General features: G+C 73.1%; 9 protein-coding genes. 3 read left to right on the forward strand and 6 right to left on the reverse strand.

What is annotated here, in order from left to right; translation table 11 throughout:
* Window positions 1-114 precede the first annotated feature (114 nt).
* A complete protein-coding gene (locus CGL27_RS28485; RefSeq protein ID WP_119990875.1) occupies window positions 115-2016 on the forward strand; it encodes an MFS transporter in 1902 nt (633 codons plus the stop codon).
* Between the two features lie 6 nt (window positions 2017-2022).
* Here the strand turns inward: CGL27_RS28485 and CGL27_RS28490 are convergent, their stop codons facing one another.
* The 5 genes from CGL27_RS28490 to CGL27_RS28510 all read right to left on the reverse strand — a co-directional run bounded on the left by CGL27_RS28490 (window position 2023) and on the right by CGL27_RS28510 (window position 10006).
* Window positions 2023-3309, reverse strand: a complete 1287-nt coding sequence (locus CGL27_RS28490) for an extracellular solute-binding protein (protein WP_119990877.1) — start codon at window positions 3307-3309, stop codon at window positions 2023-2025.
* A complete protein-coding gene (locus CGL27_RS28495) occupies window positions 3306-4238 on the reverse strand; it encodes a hypothetical protein (protein WP_119990879.1) in 933 nt (310 codons plus the stop codon). Before CGL27_RS28495 ends, CGL27_RS28490 begins: the two co-directional genes overlap by 4 nt.
* Window positions 4235-5719 (reverse strand): VWA domain-containing protein, encoded by a 1485-nt coding sequence (locus CGL27_RS28500; protein ID WP_119990881.1) that lies wholly within the window; start codon window positions 5717-5719, stop codon window positions 4235-4237. The genes CGL27_RS28495 and CGL27_RS28500 overlap by 4 nt, the downstream gene beginning before the upstream one ends.
* A 19-nt stretch (window positions 5720-5738) precedes the next feature.
* Window positions 5739-7997, reverse strand: coding sequence for a serine/threonine-protein kinase (locus CGL27_RS28505; RefSeq protein ID WP_240450659.1), 2259 nt, complete (start codon window positions 7995-7997; stop codon window positions 5739-5741).
* A gap of 293 nt (window positions 7998-8290) precedes the next feature.
* Window positions 8291-10006 (reverse strand): serine protease, encoded by a 1716-nt coding sequence (locus tag CGL27_RS28510; protein ID WP_240450660.1) that lies wholly within the window; start codon window positions 10004-10006, stop codon window positions 8291-8293.
* Between the two features lie 465 nt (window positions 10007-10471).
* On the opposite strand from CGL27_RS28510, the gene CGL27_RS28515 reads away from it, so the two are divergent.
* On the forward strand, window positions 10472-11224 hold the full coding sequence (locus CGL27_RS28515) for an IPT/TIG domain-containing protein (RefSeq protein WP_078643038.1): 753 nt from the start codon (window positions 10472-10474) through the stop codon (window positions 11222-11224).
* A 99-nt stretch (window positions 11225-11323) separates the two neighbouring features.
* Window positions 11324-12823, forward strand: a complete 1500-nt coding sequence (locus CGL27_RS28520; RefSeq protein WP_162953087.1) for an IPT/TIG domain-containing protein — start codon at window positions 11324-11326, stop codon at window positions 12821-12823.
* A 6-nt stretch (window positions 12824-12829) separates the two neighbouring features.
* Here CGL27_RS28520 and otr(A) read toward each other — a convergent pair whose 3' ends face one another.
* A complete protein-coding gene (otr(A), locus tag CGL27_RS28525; protein WP_119990888.1) occupies window positions 12830-14794 on the reverse strand; it encodes a tetracycline resistance ribosomal protection protein Otr(A) in 1965 nt (654 codons plus the stop codon).
* Between the last annotated feature and the right edge of the window lie 94 nt (window positions 14795-14888).

Below are 14888 nucleotides of genomic sequence, written 5' to 3' on the forward strand. Positions count from 1 at the left end.
GCGTGCTAGCGTCGGTGGGTCCCCGGCCTGGACCCGCCGCATGCGAACCGGAGTGATCCGGTGCGGGGTTGAGGACGATGGGGCAGACCTCGGGGGAAGACGGGGAGAGCCGCAGTGACCACCGTGGATCCGACACGGGCCGATGAAAGCGGGGGCTCGGAGGAGAGCACCGCCGCACGAATACGCGTACCCACGCAGCGCTGGCCGGCCGGGCCGACGGGCCCGGCCGAGGCGGAGCGTGAGAGCGGGCAGGCCGCTTCGGGCGGGCTGCTCGGGCGCGCCCGGGCAGCCGCCCGGCGCCATCCTGTTGCCACCGCCCTGGCCGCCGCCGCGCTGCTGCATCTGCTGTGGGTGGCGCTGCTCGCGAACAGCGGCGGTGACCTCGCCGCGCAGGACGCCTGGGCGGAGTTCGCCCTCCAGCATCCGGACCTGGCGTACAACCTGGCCTGGTACGGCGGGATGCACCCGGTCTCGTACAGCGTCATTTCGCCCTATCTGATGGCGGTCCTCGGGGTCCGCTCGACGATGATGGTCGCGGGGACGCTGTCCGCCGGGCTGCTCGCGCTGCTGCTGGTGCGCAGCCGTGTCGTACGGCGGCCGTTGTGGCCCGCCCTCTACGGCGCGTTCGCGCTGGCCTGCAACGCCATCTCGGGGCGGGTGACCTTCGGGCTCGGCGCGATGTTCGGGCTCGCGGCGGTGGCCGTGATCTTCGCCTGGCCGCGCAGGTGGCGGTCCCGGCACTGGCACCACAAGACCGGACGGTTCGTACTGGCCGCCCTGCTGGCCGCGCTGTCGACCATGTCCAGCCCGGTGGCCGGCCTGTTCGTGGGCGTCGTGGCCGCCGGTCTGTGGCTGACCAAGCGGCGCTCCGCCGCGTACGCGCTGGGGATCACGCCCGCGCTGGTGGTCGGCCTGTCGGCGTGGCTGTTCCCGTTCTCCGGTGAGCAGCCGATGGGCATCGGGTCGGTGATCCTGCCGTTCATCACCGGCGCCGCCGTGCTGATGTGCGTGCCGCGCACGTGGTCGACGGTGCGGGTCGGGGCCGGGCTCTACTGCTTCGGGGTGGTGCTCACCTGGGTGATTCCCTCCCAGGTCGGCACCAATATCTCCCGCCTCGGCATGATCTTCGGCGGAGTGGTGCTGATCGCGGCGCTGCCCGCCCTGCGCAAGCCCCCGCGCTCCGAGCTGCGCTCCACACCCGCGGGCCGTCGCTGGACCGTTCTGGTGCTGGCGCTCGCGACCGTCACGGTGTGGCAGGGGGTCAAGACCGCCGACGACGTCATCCACACCGCCCCCTCGGCGTCCTGGGCCCGTGAGCTGGCGCCGCTGGTCGACCGGCTCAAGCGGGAGAAGGCCGACCGGGGCCGGGTCGAGGTGGTTCCGGTGCGCAGCCACCGCGAGTCCTCCGCGCTCGCCCCGTACGTCAATCTGGCGCGCGGCTGGAACCGCCAGCGCGACCTCGACCGGAACCCGATCTTCTACGGCGATGACACCCTGACCCCGGCCAGCTACCACGAATGGCTCAAGCGCTGGGCGGTGCACTATGTGGTGCTGCCCGCGGACGACCCGGACACCGCGGCGGAGCAGGAGGCCAAGCTGCTCGGCACCAAGCTGCCGTATCTGCGCCAGGTCTGGTCCGACACCAATTGGAAGCTGTACGAGGTCAAGGACCCGACGCAGATCGCCGATCCGCCCGCCACCGTGCAGCGCGCGGGCGCCGACCAGCTGGTGCTGTCGGTCCGCGCCAAGGGCCCGGTGCTCATCCGCATCCCGTACTCGCCGTGGCTGGGCCTGGTGGACAACGACGGGCACAGCGTCCGGGCCCCGAAGGGGGAGGACGACCAGCTGCCGGTCAACCGCGAGGGCTGCCTCACCAAGCAGACCGAGGGCGGTGAGGAGGGCCAGCCGGAGGACGAGTGGACGGTGCTGCACGCCCCCCGGCCCGGCGTCTACCGGATAACGGGCAAGTACCAGCTGCCGCGGGGCACACCCTGCCCGGACGAGATGGTTCCGTGAGCCCGCTCAGCCGCAGACCCTCGACAGCCAGGGCTGGTCGGAGGCGCCGCGCAGGCTCTGGCGGACCTTCTCCAGACTGCGCAGCAGCCCGTCCGGCTGCCGGGTGGTGTCGCTGAGGTAGGTCAGCGCGGCGCGCTGGAAGGCGAGCCGCATCCGGGTGGGCATGGCGTCGGAGGCGTCCAGGCACAGCGAGGCCGAGTCCCGGAGGGTCTCCGCGATCTTCCGGTCCACCTCGTCGTCGCCCTGGGCGTCGAGCGGGACGCCAGGGTTGGCGAAGAACGGGTGGGTGCTCTTGGCGGCGGTCTGCCGGCCCCAGGTCCGCTGGGCGTCGGCCGAGACCAGATAGCGCATCAGCTCCTGTGCCTGCGGGGTGTCACGGAACATCGCGGCGAAGTCCCCCGATACCTCCCGGGCGGTGGAGCGCCGGTCGGCATCGGGGAGCAGCCTGGGGGAGAAGGTGAAGTCCGCCTTGTCCGGGTGGGGGTAGCCGCTGCGGATGAACGACCCCTGGTGCTCCAGTGCGCACGGCGGGTCGGCGTCGAACAGCTTGCTTCCGGCCTTGCGGAAGTCGGTGATCAGCGCGGTGCGCGCGGTGTCCCTGCCGAAGAGCGAACCCCAGCTCTCCCAGGCCCGCTTCACTCGCGGATCCGTCCACGGCAGCGAGCCGGTCGCCCAGTCCTGGTAGACGGATCTGCCCTGCTGCTGGAGCAGCAGATCCTCGATCCAGTCGGTGCCGGGCCAGCCGGAGGTCGCGTCGTCGCCCATGCCCACGCACCACTGGCGGCCGTCGGCGGCGAGGGCGGGCAGGGTGTCCGGGCGGCGGTCATGGTCGTACCACACGATGCTCTTGAGATCGGCCTTGACCGCGATGCCGTACACCGACCCGTTGGCGCTCAGCCGGGGTGTCCACAGCCGTCCGTACGCCGTGCGCTCCCGGCTCGGGATCACTTGGTTCAGCGGGGTGAGCTGGCGCTGGCCGGCGTAGGCGGCCAGCTCGCCGGAGCTCGGCAGCACGGCGATATCGGGCGGTGTTCCGGAGCCGACCTCCGAGGACAGCACCTCGCGCAGCGCGGTGGTGCCCTGGTAGTCGACATGGACGCCGGTGCGCCTGGTGAAGGTGTCCAGCAAGTTCCGGAACGCCTCGCCCTCGGGGCCGGTCCAGGACGCGAGCACGCTGACACTGCCGCGCGACTGCCAGCCGCTCGTATCGCCGGCGCCCACGACGCACAGCAGCACCATCCACAGCCCGAGGACGGTGGCCGTGGCCTGGCCGGACCGCTTCGCCGCGCTCATCGGGGCTGGAACCGGTACTCGTCGATGCGCGGCTGCAGACCGACCAGGATCAGCGCGGCCAGCACGGCGCCGCCCACGGGTATCCAGCCGACCGCACCGGCCTGCCACTGCGCGCTTCGCATCGTCCTCGCGACCTCCCTGGCGGTGGGGCCGCCGGTGCGGCCGATGGTCGATCGGGTCAGGCTGGTCCGGGCCGACTCCAGCCGGTCCTGGGTCTGATAGGTGAAGACGGCCAGCGGCAGCAGCGCGACGAGCAGCGCGGTAGCCGCCGCCAGCCAGGGGCTGACCAGCCGCCGGAAGCGGCGCCGCAGAAAGCGCTGGGTGTGCACCAGCAGCGCCGCCAGCGTCAGGAACAGCCCCGGCACCAGCAGCCACCAGGCGAACGACAGCAGCCAGCCGAAGGAGGTCTGGTCGTCGAGCACACTGAACTGCCGCTTCTGCACCGCCTTCAGGCGGTCGAGGATGCCGCTGTCGGCATGCCGCAGGATGGAGTCGGCATACCTCATGTAGGCATTCTTGAGCGTCGGGTTGTCGCGGCTGGCGTACGCCTGCTCGATGGTGTCGCCGTAGGACGTCACCAGCGCCGCCGTGGTGCGCAGCGACCCGCGCGCCGACTCGCCCCCGATGGTGCTCTTGGACACCTGGGCCAGGCTCTGCTTGGCCGTCGACAGCTTGTTGCGGTACTCCTCGCTGAGCCCCTCGAACTCCGCGGTGGGGCTCGAGATGCTGCGCTTCGCCTCGTCGTAGGAGGCGTCCAGCGCGTCGAGGGCGGCGGCGACCTGCAGTATCGCCGGGGTGGACCGGTCGGTCACCGCCGCGGAGTTGCGGCTGACGCCGAAGTACGCGGCCAGCAGCGCGATCACGGCCAGCGCCGTGACCACCAGCAGGGCGATCAGCCGGCGGACCAGGAAGGCTCGGGTGCCGCTCATGTCGCACCGCTCGGTTCGGCGCCCAGCGGAGTGTCGCACTGCTGGCAGAACTCGGCGGTGGCGGGCGCCCGGCGCCCGCAGGCCGGGCAGATGACATCCGCGGCGGGCGGCGCGGCGGCCCTCGGGCGCTCCACCCCCACGAAGTGGACGCTCTCCTCCGACACGATGATCGCCGAGTTGAGGTCCAGTGGCCGGATGGGCTCGCGGATCCGCACTTCGCCGGTGGCGGCGTCGACGATGTGGACCAGCCCGCTCAGCCGGGTCAGCATCTTCTCGCTGCCCAGCTGATGGGCGAGCTGGACGGCGCGCCCCCACTGGCGGCGGGCCCCCTTCCGGTCACCCGCCTCGTACGCGTCGCAGCCCGCGGTGATGGCGTGGCCCAGCTCGGAATCGGCGTCGTAGTGGGCCAGCCGGGGGTCGATCCGGGACGACAGCAGGACATCGTCCGTCCACTGGACCAGCAGGGACTCCGGCTCGGGTGGCGGCAGCGCGGTGTCGCCCTCCACCGCCAGTTCCACGGTGGCCAGCTCGACGTCGTCGCCCGTCGGATCGCCCCGCGGATCGGCGAGCACGGACACCTGGTACTCGCGGGTCTCGTCGCCCCACGCCTTGGTGGTCCACTCCCAGGTGCGCTCGTCGGGGCGGACGCCCTCGTCGGTGACGTCCACCCGGGTGGGGTGCACCTGCTTGACGAAGCCGACCCGGCTGCCCGCCCGGGTGCGGATCCGGATCCGCACCCCGGCCAGCGCCTTGGCCATCGAGGCGGAGACCATCTCCTCGAACTCGGCGGCCAGCGCGGCGTCCTCCAGCACCGCGTCGGCCCTGCCGTGCAGCCGGCGCGCGATCCGCTTCAGCTCGGTGGCGTCCCAGCCGTCGCCGATACCGCGTGCGTCACAGGTGAAATGCGGGGCACACGCGTCCAGCACCTTGTCCAGATAGCCGGGCGGGTCGTGCTCATTGCGGCCGTCGGTGAGCAGCAGGGTGTGCTGGATCGCGGTGGGCTGCCGCAGATGGAGCCGTCGGGCGAGATCCAGCCAGGAGCCGATCGCGGTGCCGCCGACCGCGGGCAGCCGCGCCGCGACCCGGGCGGCGGCGGCCTTGGTGTCGGGCCCCGCGACCGCCATGCCACCGGTGAACGGATAGACGACCTGGGCCTGTTCGGTGCCCTCGACGATCGCGAAACGGGTGCCGTCGCGGAGTATGCCGACCGCGGTGGCGGTGGCCCGCCGCGCCGCCGCGATCTTCGTCGGTGGCCAGCTCATCGACATGGAGCAGTCGATGACGATGACCTCCGAAGCGGCGGTACGGGCCGCCGCCGGGCCCAGGCCGCGGGCCCGGACGCTGACGATGGCGTGCATCTCGGTGCGGCCCGCCGAGGCGGGGAGGTACTTGTTCTGATGCACCCGCAGGGTGAGGGCCGGACTCCCGTCCGCGCCCTCCGGGCCTGGGGCGTGTGGTCGCTCTCTGCGGTCCTCGTTCATCTGATCCCCCTGTCAGACGTCAGACGCGGGTCACGGGCCGGATGGCGTTCGCGTGGTCGATCAGCGCACCGAGCGCCTCGGGGCTGTCCGCCTGCCGGGCCAGCCGGCGCAGTGTCAGCTCCAATTCGGCGCGCAGCGCGCTTTCGTCCTCCCACTCTCCATACACCAGCGACGGGGGTTCGGTTCCCCTCCGCGGCGCGGCGGCCGCCGCGGCGGCGCGCCCCTTCCGCCCCCAGCGCCTTGAACGGGCGTGCCCAGCGGGCTCGCCCATCCGCTCCCCGGCGCCGGACTGCCGCTCCGCCCAGTCCAGCGTCACCTCCAGCGACTCCGCGGTCAGCCGGTCGCGGGCCGGGCCGGACTCCCGCCCCTCGTCCAGATACAGCCGCGGCAGCCGGGTGCGCACCTCCGCCAGATCCTCGGCCGTCGGCAGGGCGTCGGGGTGCCCCAGCCGCCCCGACAGCACCCGCACGATGGCGATCCGCGCGGCGTCGTAGTGGCGGGAGACCTTCGGCACTCCGCCGAGGATGTCCACCGCGCCGCCCCGGTCGCCCGCCGCGAGCCGGAGCCGGGCCAGCCCGAACGCGGCGCTGCCCTGCGAGCGGTTGCGCTGCCACACCGCCTCGTAGAACCGCTTGGCGGCCTGGTGGTCGCCCAGGTGCTCGGCGCAGTAGCCCAGCGCCAGCTTGGGCGCGTACTCCCCGGGCAGAGCGCTGTAGACCTCGTCGAACTGCCGCCGGGCGTCGGCCACCGCGCCGTCCGCCAGCCGCAGCAGGGCGCGGTGCCAGGACAGCCGCCAGTCGTACGGGGCGGCCGAGCCGATCAGCTCCACGGCGATCGCCAACTCCTGGGCCGCCGCCTCCCGTTCGTCCAGCTCCAGATAGGCGCGGCAGGTGCGCAGCCGGATCTCGGCGGAGGGGCGGGGGAAGGCGTGCAACTGCTCGATCAGCCGCCGGGGCCCGCTGTCGGTCGGCACGCCCAGCAGCGCCGCGCCGGGATCCGCCGCGTCCGGGAACGGCACCGGCAGCCCGGTCGGCACCTGCTCGGGGCGGGGCAGCCCGGACGCCAGCAGCGGGCGGGGGTCCCCGTCCAGCCAGCGCTCCAGGTCCGGGATCCGGCCCAGCGAGGAGTCCAGCAGCGCCGAGGTCGGGGCGAAGAGCGTGGACGGTTGCGGCTGCTCCCGGCTCAGCCGCAGCGAGTGGATCTCCCGCAGCACGCCCCACAGTTGCTCGGACATCTCCGCGGCCGATCCGAACCGCCGGTCCGGGTCGGCCGCGGTGGCGCGGGCCAGCACCCGGCGGTAGGACTCGGCGCCCAGGCCCGGCGGCCGCTGGGCCTGCCGGGTGGCCTTGTCGGAGAGCTCTTCGAGCGTCCTGCCGACCCCGAAGAGGTCATGGCGCTCGGTGAGGGCCGAGGCGCCCCGGGCCAGCACCTCGGGGGCGGCGAACGGCTCGGTGATCACGAGTGGCCCGCCGTCCCGCTGGCCCAGCCGCCACATCGCGCCGAGGTCGATCACCTTGACCCGGTCCTCGTAGTGCATGACGTTGCTCGGCTTGAGATCGCAGTACAGCAGCTTCTCGCCGTGCAGATAGCCCACCGCGCGCAGCACCAGACAGCCGTAGGCCAGGATGTGCTCGTACAGCCGCGGCCCGTCGTACGGCTTGACCGCGTCCGCGATGTGGTCCTTGATCTGGGCGAGCGTCATCCCGCCGACGAACTCCATCACGATGTAGCCCGCCAGCGCGGTCTCGTCCCGCGGGTCGGGCTGGGTGACGTAGTTGATGATCCGGACGATGCCGGGGTGGTCGAGCATGGTCAGATAGCGGCGCTCCTCGACCGCCGTCCGCAGGGCCGCCTCGTCCTCGTTGTTGATCAGGCCCTTGATGGCCACGGGCTGGTCGTCCAGCTGGGTGTCCTCGGCGAGATAGACCCAGCCGAGCCCGCCGTACCCCACGCAGCCGATCACCCGGTACTGATCGCCCAGCAGATCCCCGGGGCTCAGCCGCGGGGCGAAGTCGAACGGATGGCGGCAGCGCGGGCAGTAGCCCCTGGAGAGCGCGGGCTGTCCGGCGTAGGGCGCCCCCACGATCTCCTCGCACCCCTCCCAGCCGCAGGTCTGGCCGCGCGAGGGCGGATGCGGATCGTCCATCACCAGGTCGCGCAGCGAGGGCAGTTCGACCCGGGGCAGGGCCAGCGGATCCTCGCCCGCCGGCCGGAAGGTGAACTTCCGCGCCACATCGCGGCGGCGGGCACGGGCCGTGGTCGCGGTGGACTCGGACATCAGAGGTTCGCCGGGCCGGGTGGGTGGGTGCGTGCGCGCCTGGGTGGGTGGGGAAGTACGCGCCTGGGCGGGTGGGGGAGTGGGCTCGGGGGCGGTGGGCAGGGCCCTGCGGCCGCACTCCGTGCAGAACCCCCGGGCGTTGATCCGGCCCAGACCCTCGCCGCGGCAGTCCGGGCGATCGCAGTGCGGGCGATCGCGGTCCGTACGACTGCGATCCGGGCGATCGCGGTCCGGACGATTGCCGCCCGTACGACTGCGGTCCCTACGACCGCCGTCCGGACGACTGCCCTCCGTCATGGCGCCTCCCCCTCCGGCGGTGTGTGCACGGCGGCCACGAACCGGTCGACGGCGCGGCGGGCCTCGGGCAGATCACAGGGCACCGTGGCCAGCAGCCGCACCGCGGCGCGGTGCAGCGGGATCAGCTCCGCCCGCTCGGATTCGGCCTTGCTCCCGAGCATCGCCGTGTACGACACGAGCTGCCACTTCAGCTCCTGGACCGCGGGCTGCTGGGCCTCGATCACTCGCAGCGTCTCCTCGGCCCGCTCGGCGACCGTCCGAACCGTTTGCTCGAACGCGGCCAGCTTGACGACGATGCGGTGGGAGCGCAGCTCGGGGTCGGAGCGCAGCCGGGTCAGATTGATCCGTAAGGCCGTCGCGTCCTCGGCGTCCGACAGGGACGAGCGGCGCGCCCCGCGCTCGGCCGCCTCGTGCTCGCGGTCGGCGGCGAGGGCCACCCGCCCGGCGAGCTCGTCCAGCCAGGCGTCGATCCGGGCCGCCTCGGGGCGGAACAGCCGCTCGGCCAGCCGCAGTCCACGGGAGTGGGGATCGCGGAAGACCAGCATCAGCCGGCCGCCCCGGTCGGCGAGCAGCTTCATGAAGCCGACCAGGGCCTCCGGGTCGCGGGCGCGGTCCACGCCGACGGCCACGATGGTGAGCGGCACCGCGTTGGCCCGGACCCGGCTGAGCGGGGAGGTGTCGCCGGGCGAGCGCAGATCCATCCGGTCCGCGACCCGCAGCGCGACCTCGGTGTCGGTGCGCCCGGTGACGTCGATGGCCAGGTCCACACTGCCCAGCGGCGGTACGGTGCCGTGCGGCGCGGTGGAGACCGCCTCGTCCGGGCCGCCGCCCGACAGCTCGCGGTCGGCGAGCGTGATGGCGCGGCTGAGCGCCTCGTACCGCACGTGGTCGTCGTCCTCGATGACCACGGTCTCCACATCCGCGATGTCCGGGCGCCCGGTGAGGGGCTCCCGGCGCAGCCATACGGCGAGCCGCTGGGCGAAGCCGATGTCCTGGACGCCGGTGGTCAGTCGGGAGACCAGCGGCCGGTCCACCCCGGGGTCGCCCCGTAACCAGCGGTGGACCACCGGCAGATGGCGCACGATCGTCTCCACCGGGATCATGTAGGAGACGCTGAGGCGCTCGGCGGAGGGGACGCCGACGGGGTCGTCGTACCGGCTGACGACCATGCCGATCACATGCCGGGTGGCCTCGTCCTCCACTCCGGCGCCGCTGAAGCCCTTACGGACCACATCCCTGGGCGACTTGGGGTCGAGCCCCACCCACTCCGCCCGGGGGCCGACCCGACCGGCGGTCTTGGCGCGCAGATAGTGGCCGTTGTCGAGCCCCTTGGGGAAGCCGCCCATCCACACCGGGCGGCCGAGCACCGGCGGCAGCCGGTAGAGCGGCGCGGCGTGCTCGGCGGGCTGCGGACGGCCCAGCCGCAGCAGCGCCACATCGCCGCATCCGTCGGAGCGCTGGGGCACCCAGCCGCCGTCGGCGACGCGCGCGGGGACCGGTGCGGCGTCGGGCACCTCGACCAGGTCGACCAGCACCTCGGTGGCGGGCACCGGGAGCCCGTCGTCGGGGATCACATGGGCGCACGTCAACACCGTCTCGCTGCCCAGAAGGATTCCGGCGCCCAGGACGTCACCGGCCGAACTCCGGATCCTTACCCGCCAAGTGCCCCCGCTGGAGGTCTCATCGGCGGTAATGCCCATTTCCGCCCCCATGTGGCAAGAGCATACGCCCGGGAGGTACGGAGGTGACCCGTCCGTCCGATGGGTCACGGGAACGGGTGAGGGGTGGACCCGGGGCCGGAGAGGAGTGGACCCGGGGCCGGAAAGGGGCGTGCCGGGATGGCGCGGAGCGGGATGGCAGGCCCGGCGCGTGCGGTGCCCGGCCCGGCCTGTCCCGCACGCCCGGCCATTCGGGTGACGTGGCGTCACCCTTCTTGTGGCGGGCTACGTCGGATGGATTACTGAAAGTGTGCGGTGGAACCCCGCCGGTCTCTTTCCGGTGCTGGGGGCGCCGCGTCCTCGCCGGAGCCGGGCGCCAGGCGTACCGCGAGGAGGACCGGGCGGGTGCCCCAACGCCCACTGCCGCGCAACGGACTTCCGTGAGCGCGAGCGGGCCCAGCCCGTCCGGTCCCGTCCACCCCACGCTACGCCCGCCCTCACCTCAGGAGGCCATGCGCCATGCCCATCTCACCCAGTCAGGGGTCGTCCGCCGGCGGACAGACCGTCACCATCACCGGCACCAACCTCGGCGGTGCCACGGCCGTGCACTTCGGCAGCAAGCTGGCCGCCATCACCGCCAACACCCCCACCTCCGTGACGGTCACCACGCCGTCCGGCAGCGGGATGGTGCCGGTGACCGTGACCACGGCCGGCGGCACCAGCAATCCGCTGAACTTCTTCTACGTCGGCGCGCCCTTCAAGTCCTCGCTGAGCACCGGCGCCGGGCCGCTGGCCGGTGGCAACACCATCACCATCAACGGCACCAGCCTGTCGACCGCCACCGCCGTGCACTTCGGCGCCAACACCGCGACGCCGACCATCGTCTCCGACAGCCAGATCACCGCGGTCGTACCGGCCGGTGCCGCGGCCGGGACGGTCGGGGTGAGCGTCACCACCGCTGGTGGCACCAACAACGGCTTCTCCTACACCTATGTGGACGTGCCGACTGTCATCGGCTTCACGCCCGCCTCGGGCCCGCCCTCCGGCGGCACCGCGGTGACCATCACCGGCACCAACCTGTCCACCACCCAGTCGGTGACCTTCGGCGGCAACCCGGCGCCGTTCACCGTCATCAACGACACCTCCCTGTCCGCGGTGTCGCCGCCCACCGGGGACGGGGCGCCCGGCCCCGCCGACATCACGGTCACCACCCTGGCCGGCAGCGCCACCGCCGCGACCCCGTTCCAGTACGTGGCCGGTCCCGGCATCTGATCACCCGTGGGACGACTCGCCAGAAGGAGATCCACCTTGAGTACCCCTCAAGCCACAGGTACAGGCACCGGTCCCTCGACGGCCGTGGCGTCCCCTCCTGTGATCAGTTCCGTCAGTCCCGCCGCCGGTTCTACCGGCGGCGGGACCCTGGTCACCCTGACCGGGAGCAACTTCATCCAGCCGTCGGCGGTCCGCTTCGGCCCGATCCTGGCCACGTCGTTCACGGTTGTCTCCGACACGCAGCTCACGGCGGTGGCGCCGCCGGGGAACGGCACCGTGCAGATCACGGTCACCACGCAGGGCGGCACCAGCAACGGGGTGGCGTACAGCTACGCCGTTGCCCCTGCTCTCACCGGGATCACTCCCACGATGGGCCCCACTTCCGGCGGCACGGTCGTCACCTTGACCGGCACCAACCTTCTGGCCGCGACGGCGGTACGGTTCGGGGCCGCCAACGCCACGACTTTCACGGTCGTCTCCGCCACGCAGCTCACGGCGGTGGCGCCGCCGGGCAGTGGGATTGTGCAGGTCACGGTGACCGGGCCGGGTGGGACGAGCAATGGGGTGGCGTACGGCTATGTGTCGGCGCCGGTGCCGGTGGTGTCGGGGGTGTCTCCGGGGCAGGGTCCGGCGGTCGGGGGGAATACGGTCGCGTTGACGGGGAGTGGTTTTACGGGTGCGACGGCGGTGCGTTTCGGTTCGGCGTCGGCTTCGTCGTTCATGGTGGTGTCGGCCACGCAGATCACGGCGGTGGCGCCGCCGGGCAGTGGGATTGTGCAGGTGACGGTGACCGGGCCGGGTGGGACGAGCAACGGGGTGGCGTACGGCTATGTGTCGGCGCCGGTGCCCGTGCTCACCTCCGTGTCCCCGGGGCAGGGGCCGGTCGGCGGCGGGAACACGGTGACGCTCACCGGCAGCGACCTTACGGGCGTCACCGCCGTCACCTTCGGCTCCACGCCCGCCGCGTCGTTCTCCGTCGTCTCGGCCACCCAGATCACCGCGGTCGCCCCGCCGGGGGCCACCGGGCCGGTGCAGATCACGGTGACCGGGCCGGGCGGCACCAGCAACGGGGTGACGTACTTCTACGTCGGCGTCCCCACCCTCACCGGCGCCGCACCCGCCCTGGGCCCCGTCGCCGGCGGCAACACCGTGACCCTCACCGGCACCAATCTCCTCGGCGCGACGGCGGTGCGCTTCGGCGCGACGCCGGCTTCGTCGTTCACGGTGGTGTCGGCCACGCAGATCACGGCGGTGGCCCCGCCGGGCAGCGGCACCGTGCAGATCACGGCGGTGACGCCCGGCGGCACCAGCAACGGCGTCGCGTACACCTATGTCGCCGTTCCCGTCCTCACCAGCCTGTCGCCGACCGAGGGGCCGCTCAACGCCGGGACCACGGTCACGCTCTTCGGCAGCGGTCTCACCACGACCAGCACGGTGCTCTTCGGCACCACGCCCGCTTCCTTCACCGTCGCCTCCGACATCTGGGTCACCGCCATCGCCCCGTCCGGGCCCGCCGGGTCGGTGAACGTGCGGGTCACCACGCCCGGCGGCACCAGCAACAGCCTCGTCTACACCCGCGTGGCGGCGCCCGGGATCTAGCCGCGCTCAGGCGTGCGGTTCGCGCGCCGCCCCGGCGCGCAGCGGCCGGTCGGCGCACGGCCGGGACCACCACACCCCCTCGCCGTGCGTCAGCCGGGGCAGGACGTGTTCGAAACCGTGCACCCGGCGGGCCGGGATCTCGCCCCGGAGCAGCCATCCCGTGGCACCGTCCACGCTCTCGCCGATGTCCGCCTCGGCGGCGGCGAGTTGGGCGGTGACCGCGGCGAGCGTCTCGGGCGGGAGCTCCAGCTCGAAGGCGTGGTACGGCTCGTACACCCGCCACCCCGCCCGCTCCAGCGCCTCTTCGAGCACCACAGGGGTGACGTCGCGGAAGTCGGCCGCGGTGCTCTCCGGGCCGAGGAAGCCGGACCGGACGAGGACGACCCGGCAGTCCGTCACCGAGCGCCCCCGGGGGCCGTGGAACAGCGTGTCGTACACGGTCTCCTCGATCGCGTTGTGGAACGCGCGGGGCAGCGCGCCCAGTTCGGTCTCGTAGCCGAAGACCACCCCGGCGCCGCGCGCGGTGGGCTCGACGCGCAGCCCGACGGTCGCCCACGGCCCGGTGTGGCCGGAACGGGCGATCTCACGACCGGCCTCGCCGACCCCGGAGGGGCGTTCGACGAGCACGGGACGGCTCGGTGCGAACTCCGCCTCGACGCCGTAGTCCTGGACCAGCGTGGCCGCGATGATCTCCTTCTGCACCTCGCCGTACAGCAGTACCGAGGTGGCCCCGCCCGGCATCGCCCGCGCGTGGATCAGCGGATCCTGGTCGGCCAGGTCGAGCAGCGCGGTGTGCAGCCGGGACGCGGCGGCGGCGCCGGGCTCGCGGGCGTGGACGAGGGTCTGGAGGGTGGGCGCGGCGAAGTGCGGCCGGTCCGACGGGACGTCGCGGACGGGACCGAGCCGGTCGCCGACCCGGACGCCGGGCAGCCCCTTGATCCGCGCGATGTTCCCGGCGGTCAGCGGCCCCCGTGCGGCCCCCGCCTCGCCGACGACCTCCAGCGCGGTGATCTGCCCGGTGTGCTCGGTGAGGGCGCCGCCGGGCCCGCGGCGGTGCAGCGTCACCCGCTGCCGCAAGGCCACCTCACCGGAGAACAGCCGCAGATACGCCGTACGGCCGCCCCGGGCGCCGCTGCCGCCGCCCCGGCCGCCTCCACCGCGCTCCACGGCGAAGACCGTGCCCCGCGGCTCCGCCCCGCCCGGCGCGGGCGGCACCAGCCGCGCGACCCCCTCGACCAGCGCCCCGACGCCCTGACCGCTGAGCGCCGAGCCGAAGAAGACCGGATGCGCCAGCCCCTCCGCCGTACGGGCCGCCAGCGCGGCCCACACCTCCTCGGCCGAGGGGAGCGGGCCGTCCACGACGCGTGCGAGCATCGCGTCATCGAGCTCGGCCAGCACCTCGGCCGCCTCGGTGCGCATCCTCGGATCGTCGAGGGAGCGCGAGCGGACGTGCGCGTTCCGCGTGCCCAGCTCCCGTACCGCCGTCAGGGGGAGGAGATGCGGCGCCAGGGTGCGCCGGATGTCGGTGAGCAGCCCCGCGTCGCGGGCGCCCGCACGGTCGATCTTGTTGATGAAGAGCAGCACCGGAAGCCGCAGCCGCCGCAGCGTCTTCATCAGCACCCGGGTCTGCGCCTGGACGCCCTCGACGGCGGACAGCACGAGCACCGCGCCGTCGAGCACGCCGAGGGCGCGTTCGACCTCGGCGATGAAGTCGGAGTGGCCGGGGGTGTCGATCAGGTTGAGCTGGGTGTCCCCGGCGGTGAGCGACGCGACCGCGGTCCGCACGGTGATACCGCGCTGCCGCTCGATCTCGCCGGTATCGGTCTGGGTGTCCCCGGCGTCGACGCTGCCGAGCCGGTCGATCACCCCGGCGTCGTAGAGCAGCTGTTCGGTGAGGCTGGTCTTACCGGCGTCGACATGGGCGAGCACGCCGATGTTCAGGGTCCGGGAGACCCGTGGAGAGCTGGGCATGGATGCTGAAGTCCTCGAAGACGGTCGTCCGGTAGGGGCGCTGAGTCGTTCCGAGGAATCGGCGCATCTGTTGCTCCTGTGCTCCTGCTCGTAG

It is taken from the genome of Streptomyces sp. 11-1-2 (genome assembly GCF_003595545.1).
Taxonomy (GTDB): domain Bacteria; phylum Actinomycetota; class Actinomycetes; order Streptomycetales; family Streptomycetaceae; genus Streptomyces; species Streptomyces hygroscopicus_B.

What these genes read in the sequence shown, in the direction of transcription:
- CGL27_RS28495 (WP_119990879.1), bottom strand. Translation starts at nt 4,238, where the DNA reads ATGAGCGGCACCCGAGCCTTCCTGGTCCGCCGGCTGATCGCCCTGCTG.
- CGL27_RS28505 (WP_240450659.1), bottom strand. Translation starts at nt 7,997, where the DNA reads ATGTCCGAGTCCACCGCGACCACGGCCCGTGCCCGCCGCCGCGATGTG.
- CGL27_RS28510 (WP_240450660.1), bottom strand. Translation starts at nt 10,006, where the DNA reads ATGGGGGCGGAAATGGGCATTACCGCCGATGAGACCTCCAGCGGGGGC.
- CGL27_RS28515 (WP_078643038.1), top strand. Translation starts at nt 10,472, where the DNA reads ATGCCCATCTCACCCAGTCAGGGGTCGTCCGCCGGCGGACAGACCGTC.
- CGL27_RS28490 (WP_119990877.1), bottom strand. Translation starts at nt 3,309, where the DNA reads ATGAGCGCGGCGAAGCGGTCCGGCCAGGCCACGGCCACCGTCCTCGGG.
- CGL27_RS28500 (WP_119990881.1), bottom strand. Translation starts at nt 5,719, where the DNA reads ATGAACGAGGACCGCAGAGAGCGACCACACGCCCCAGGCCCGGAGGGC.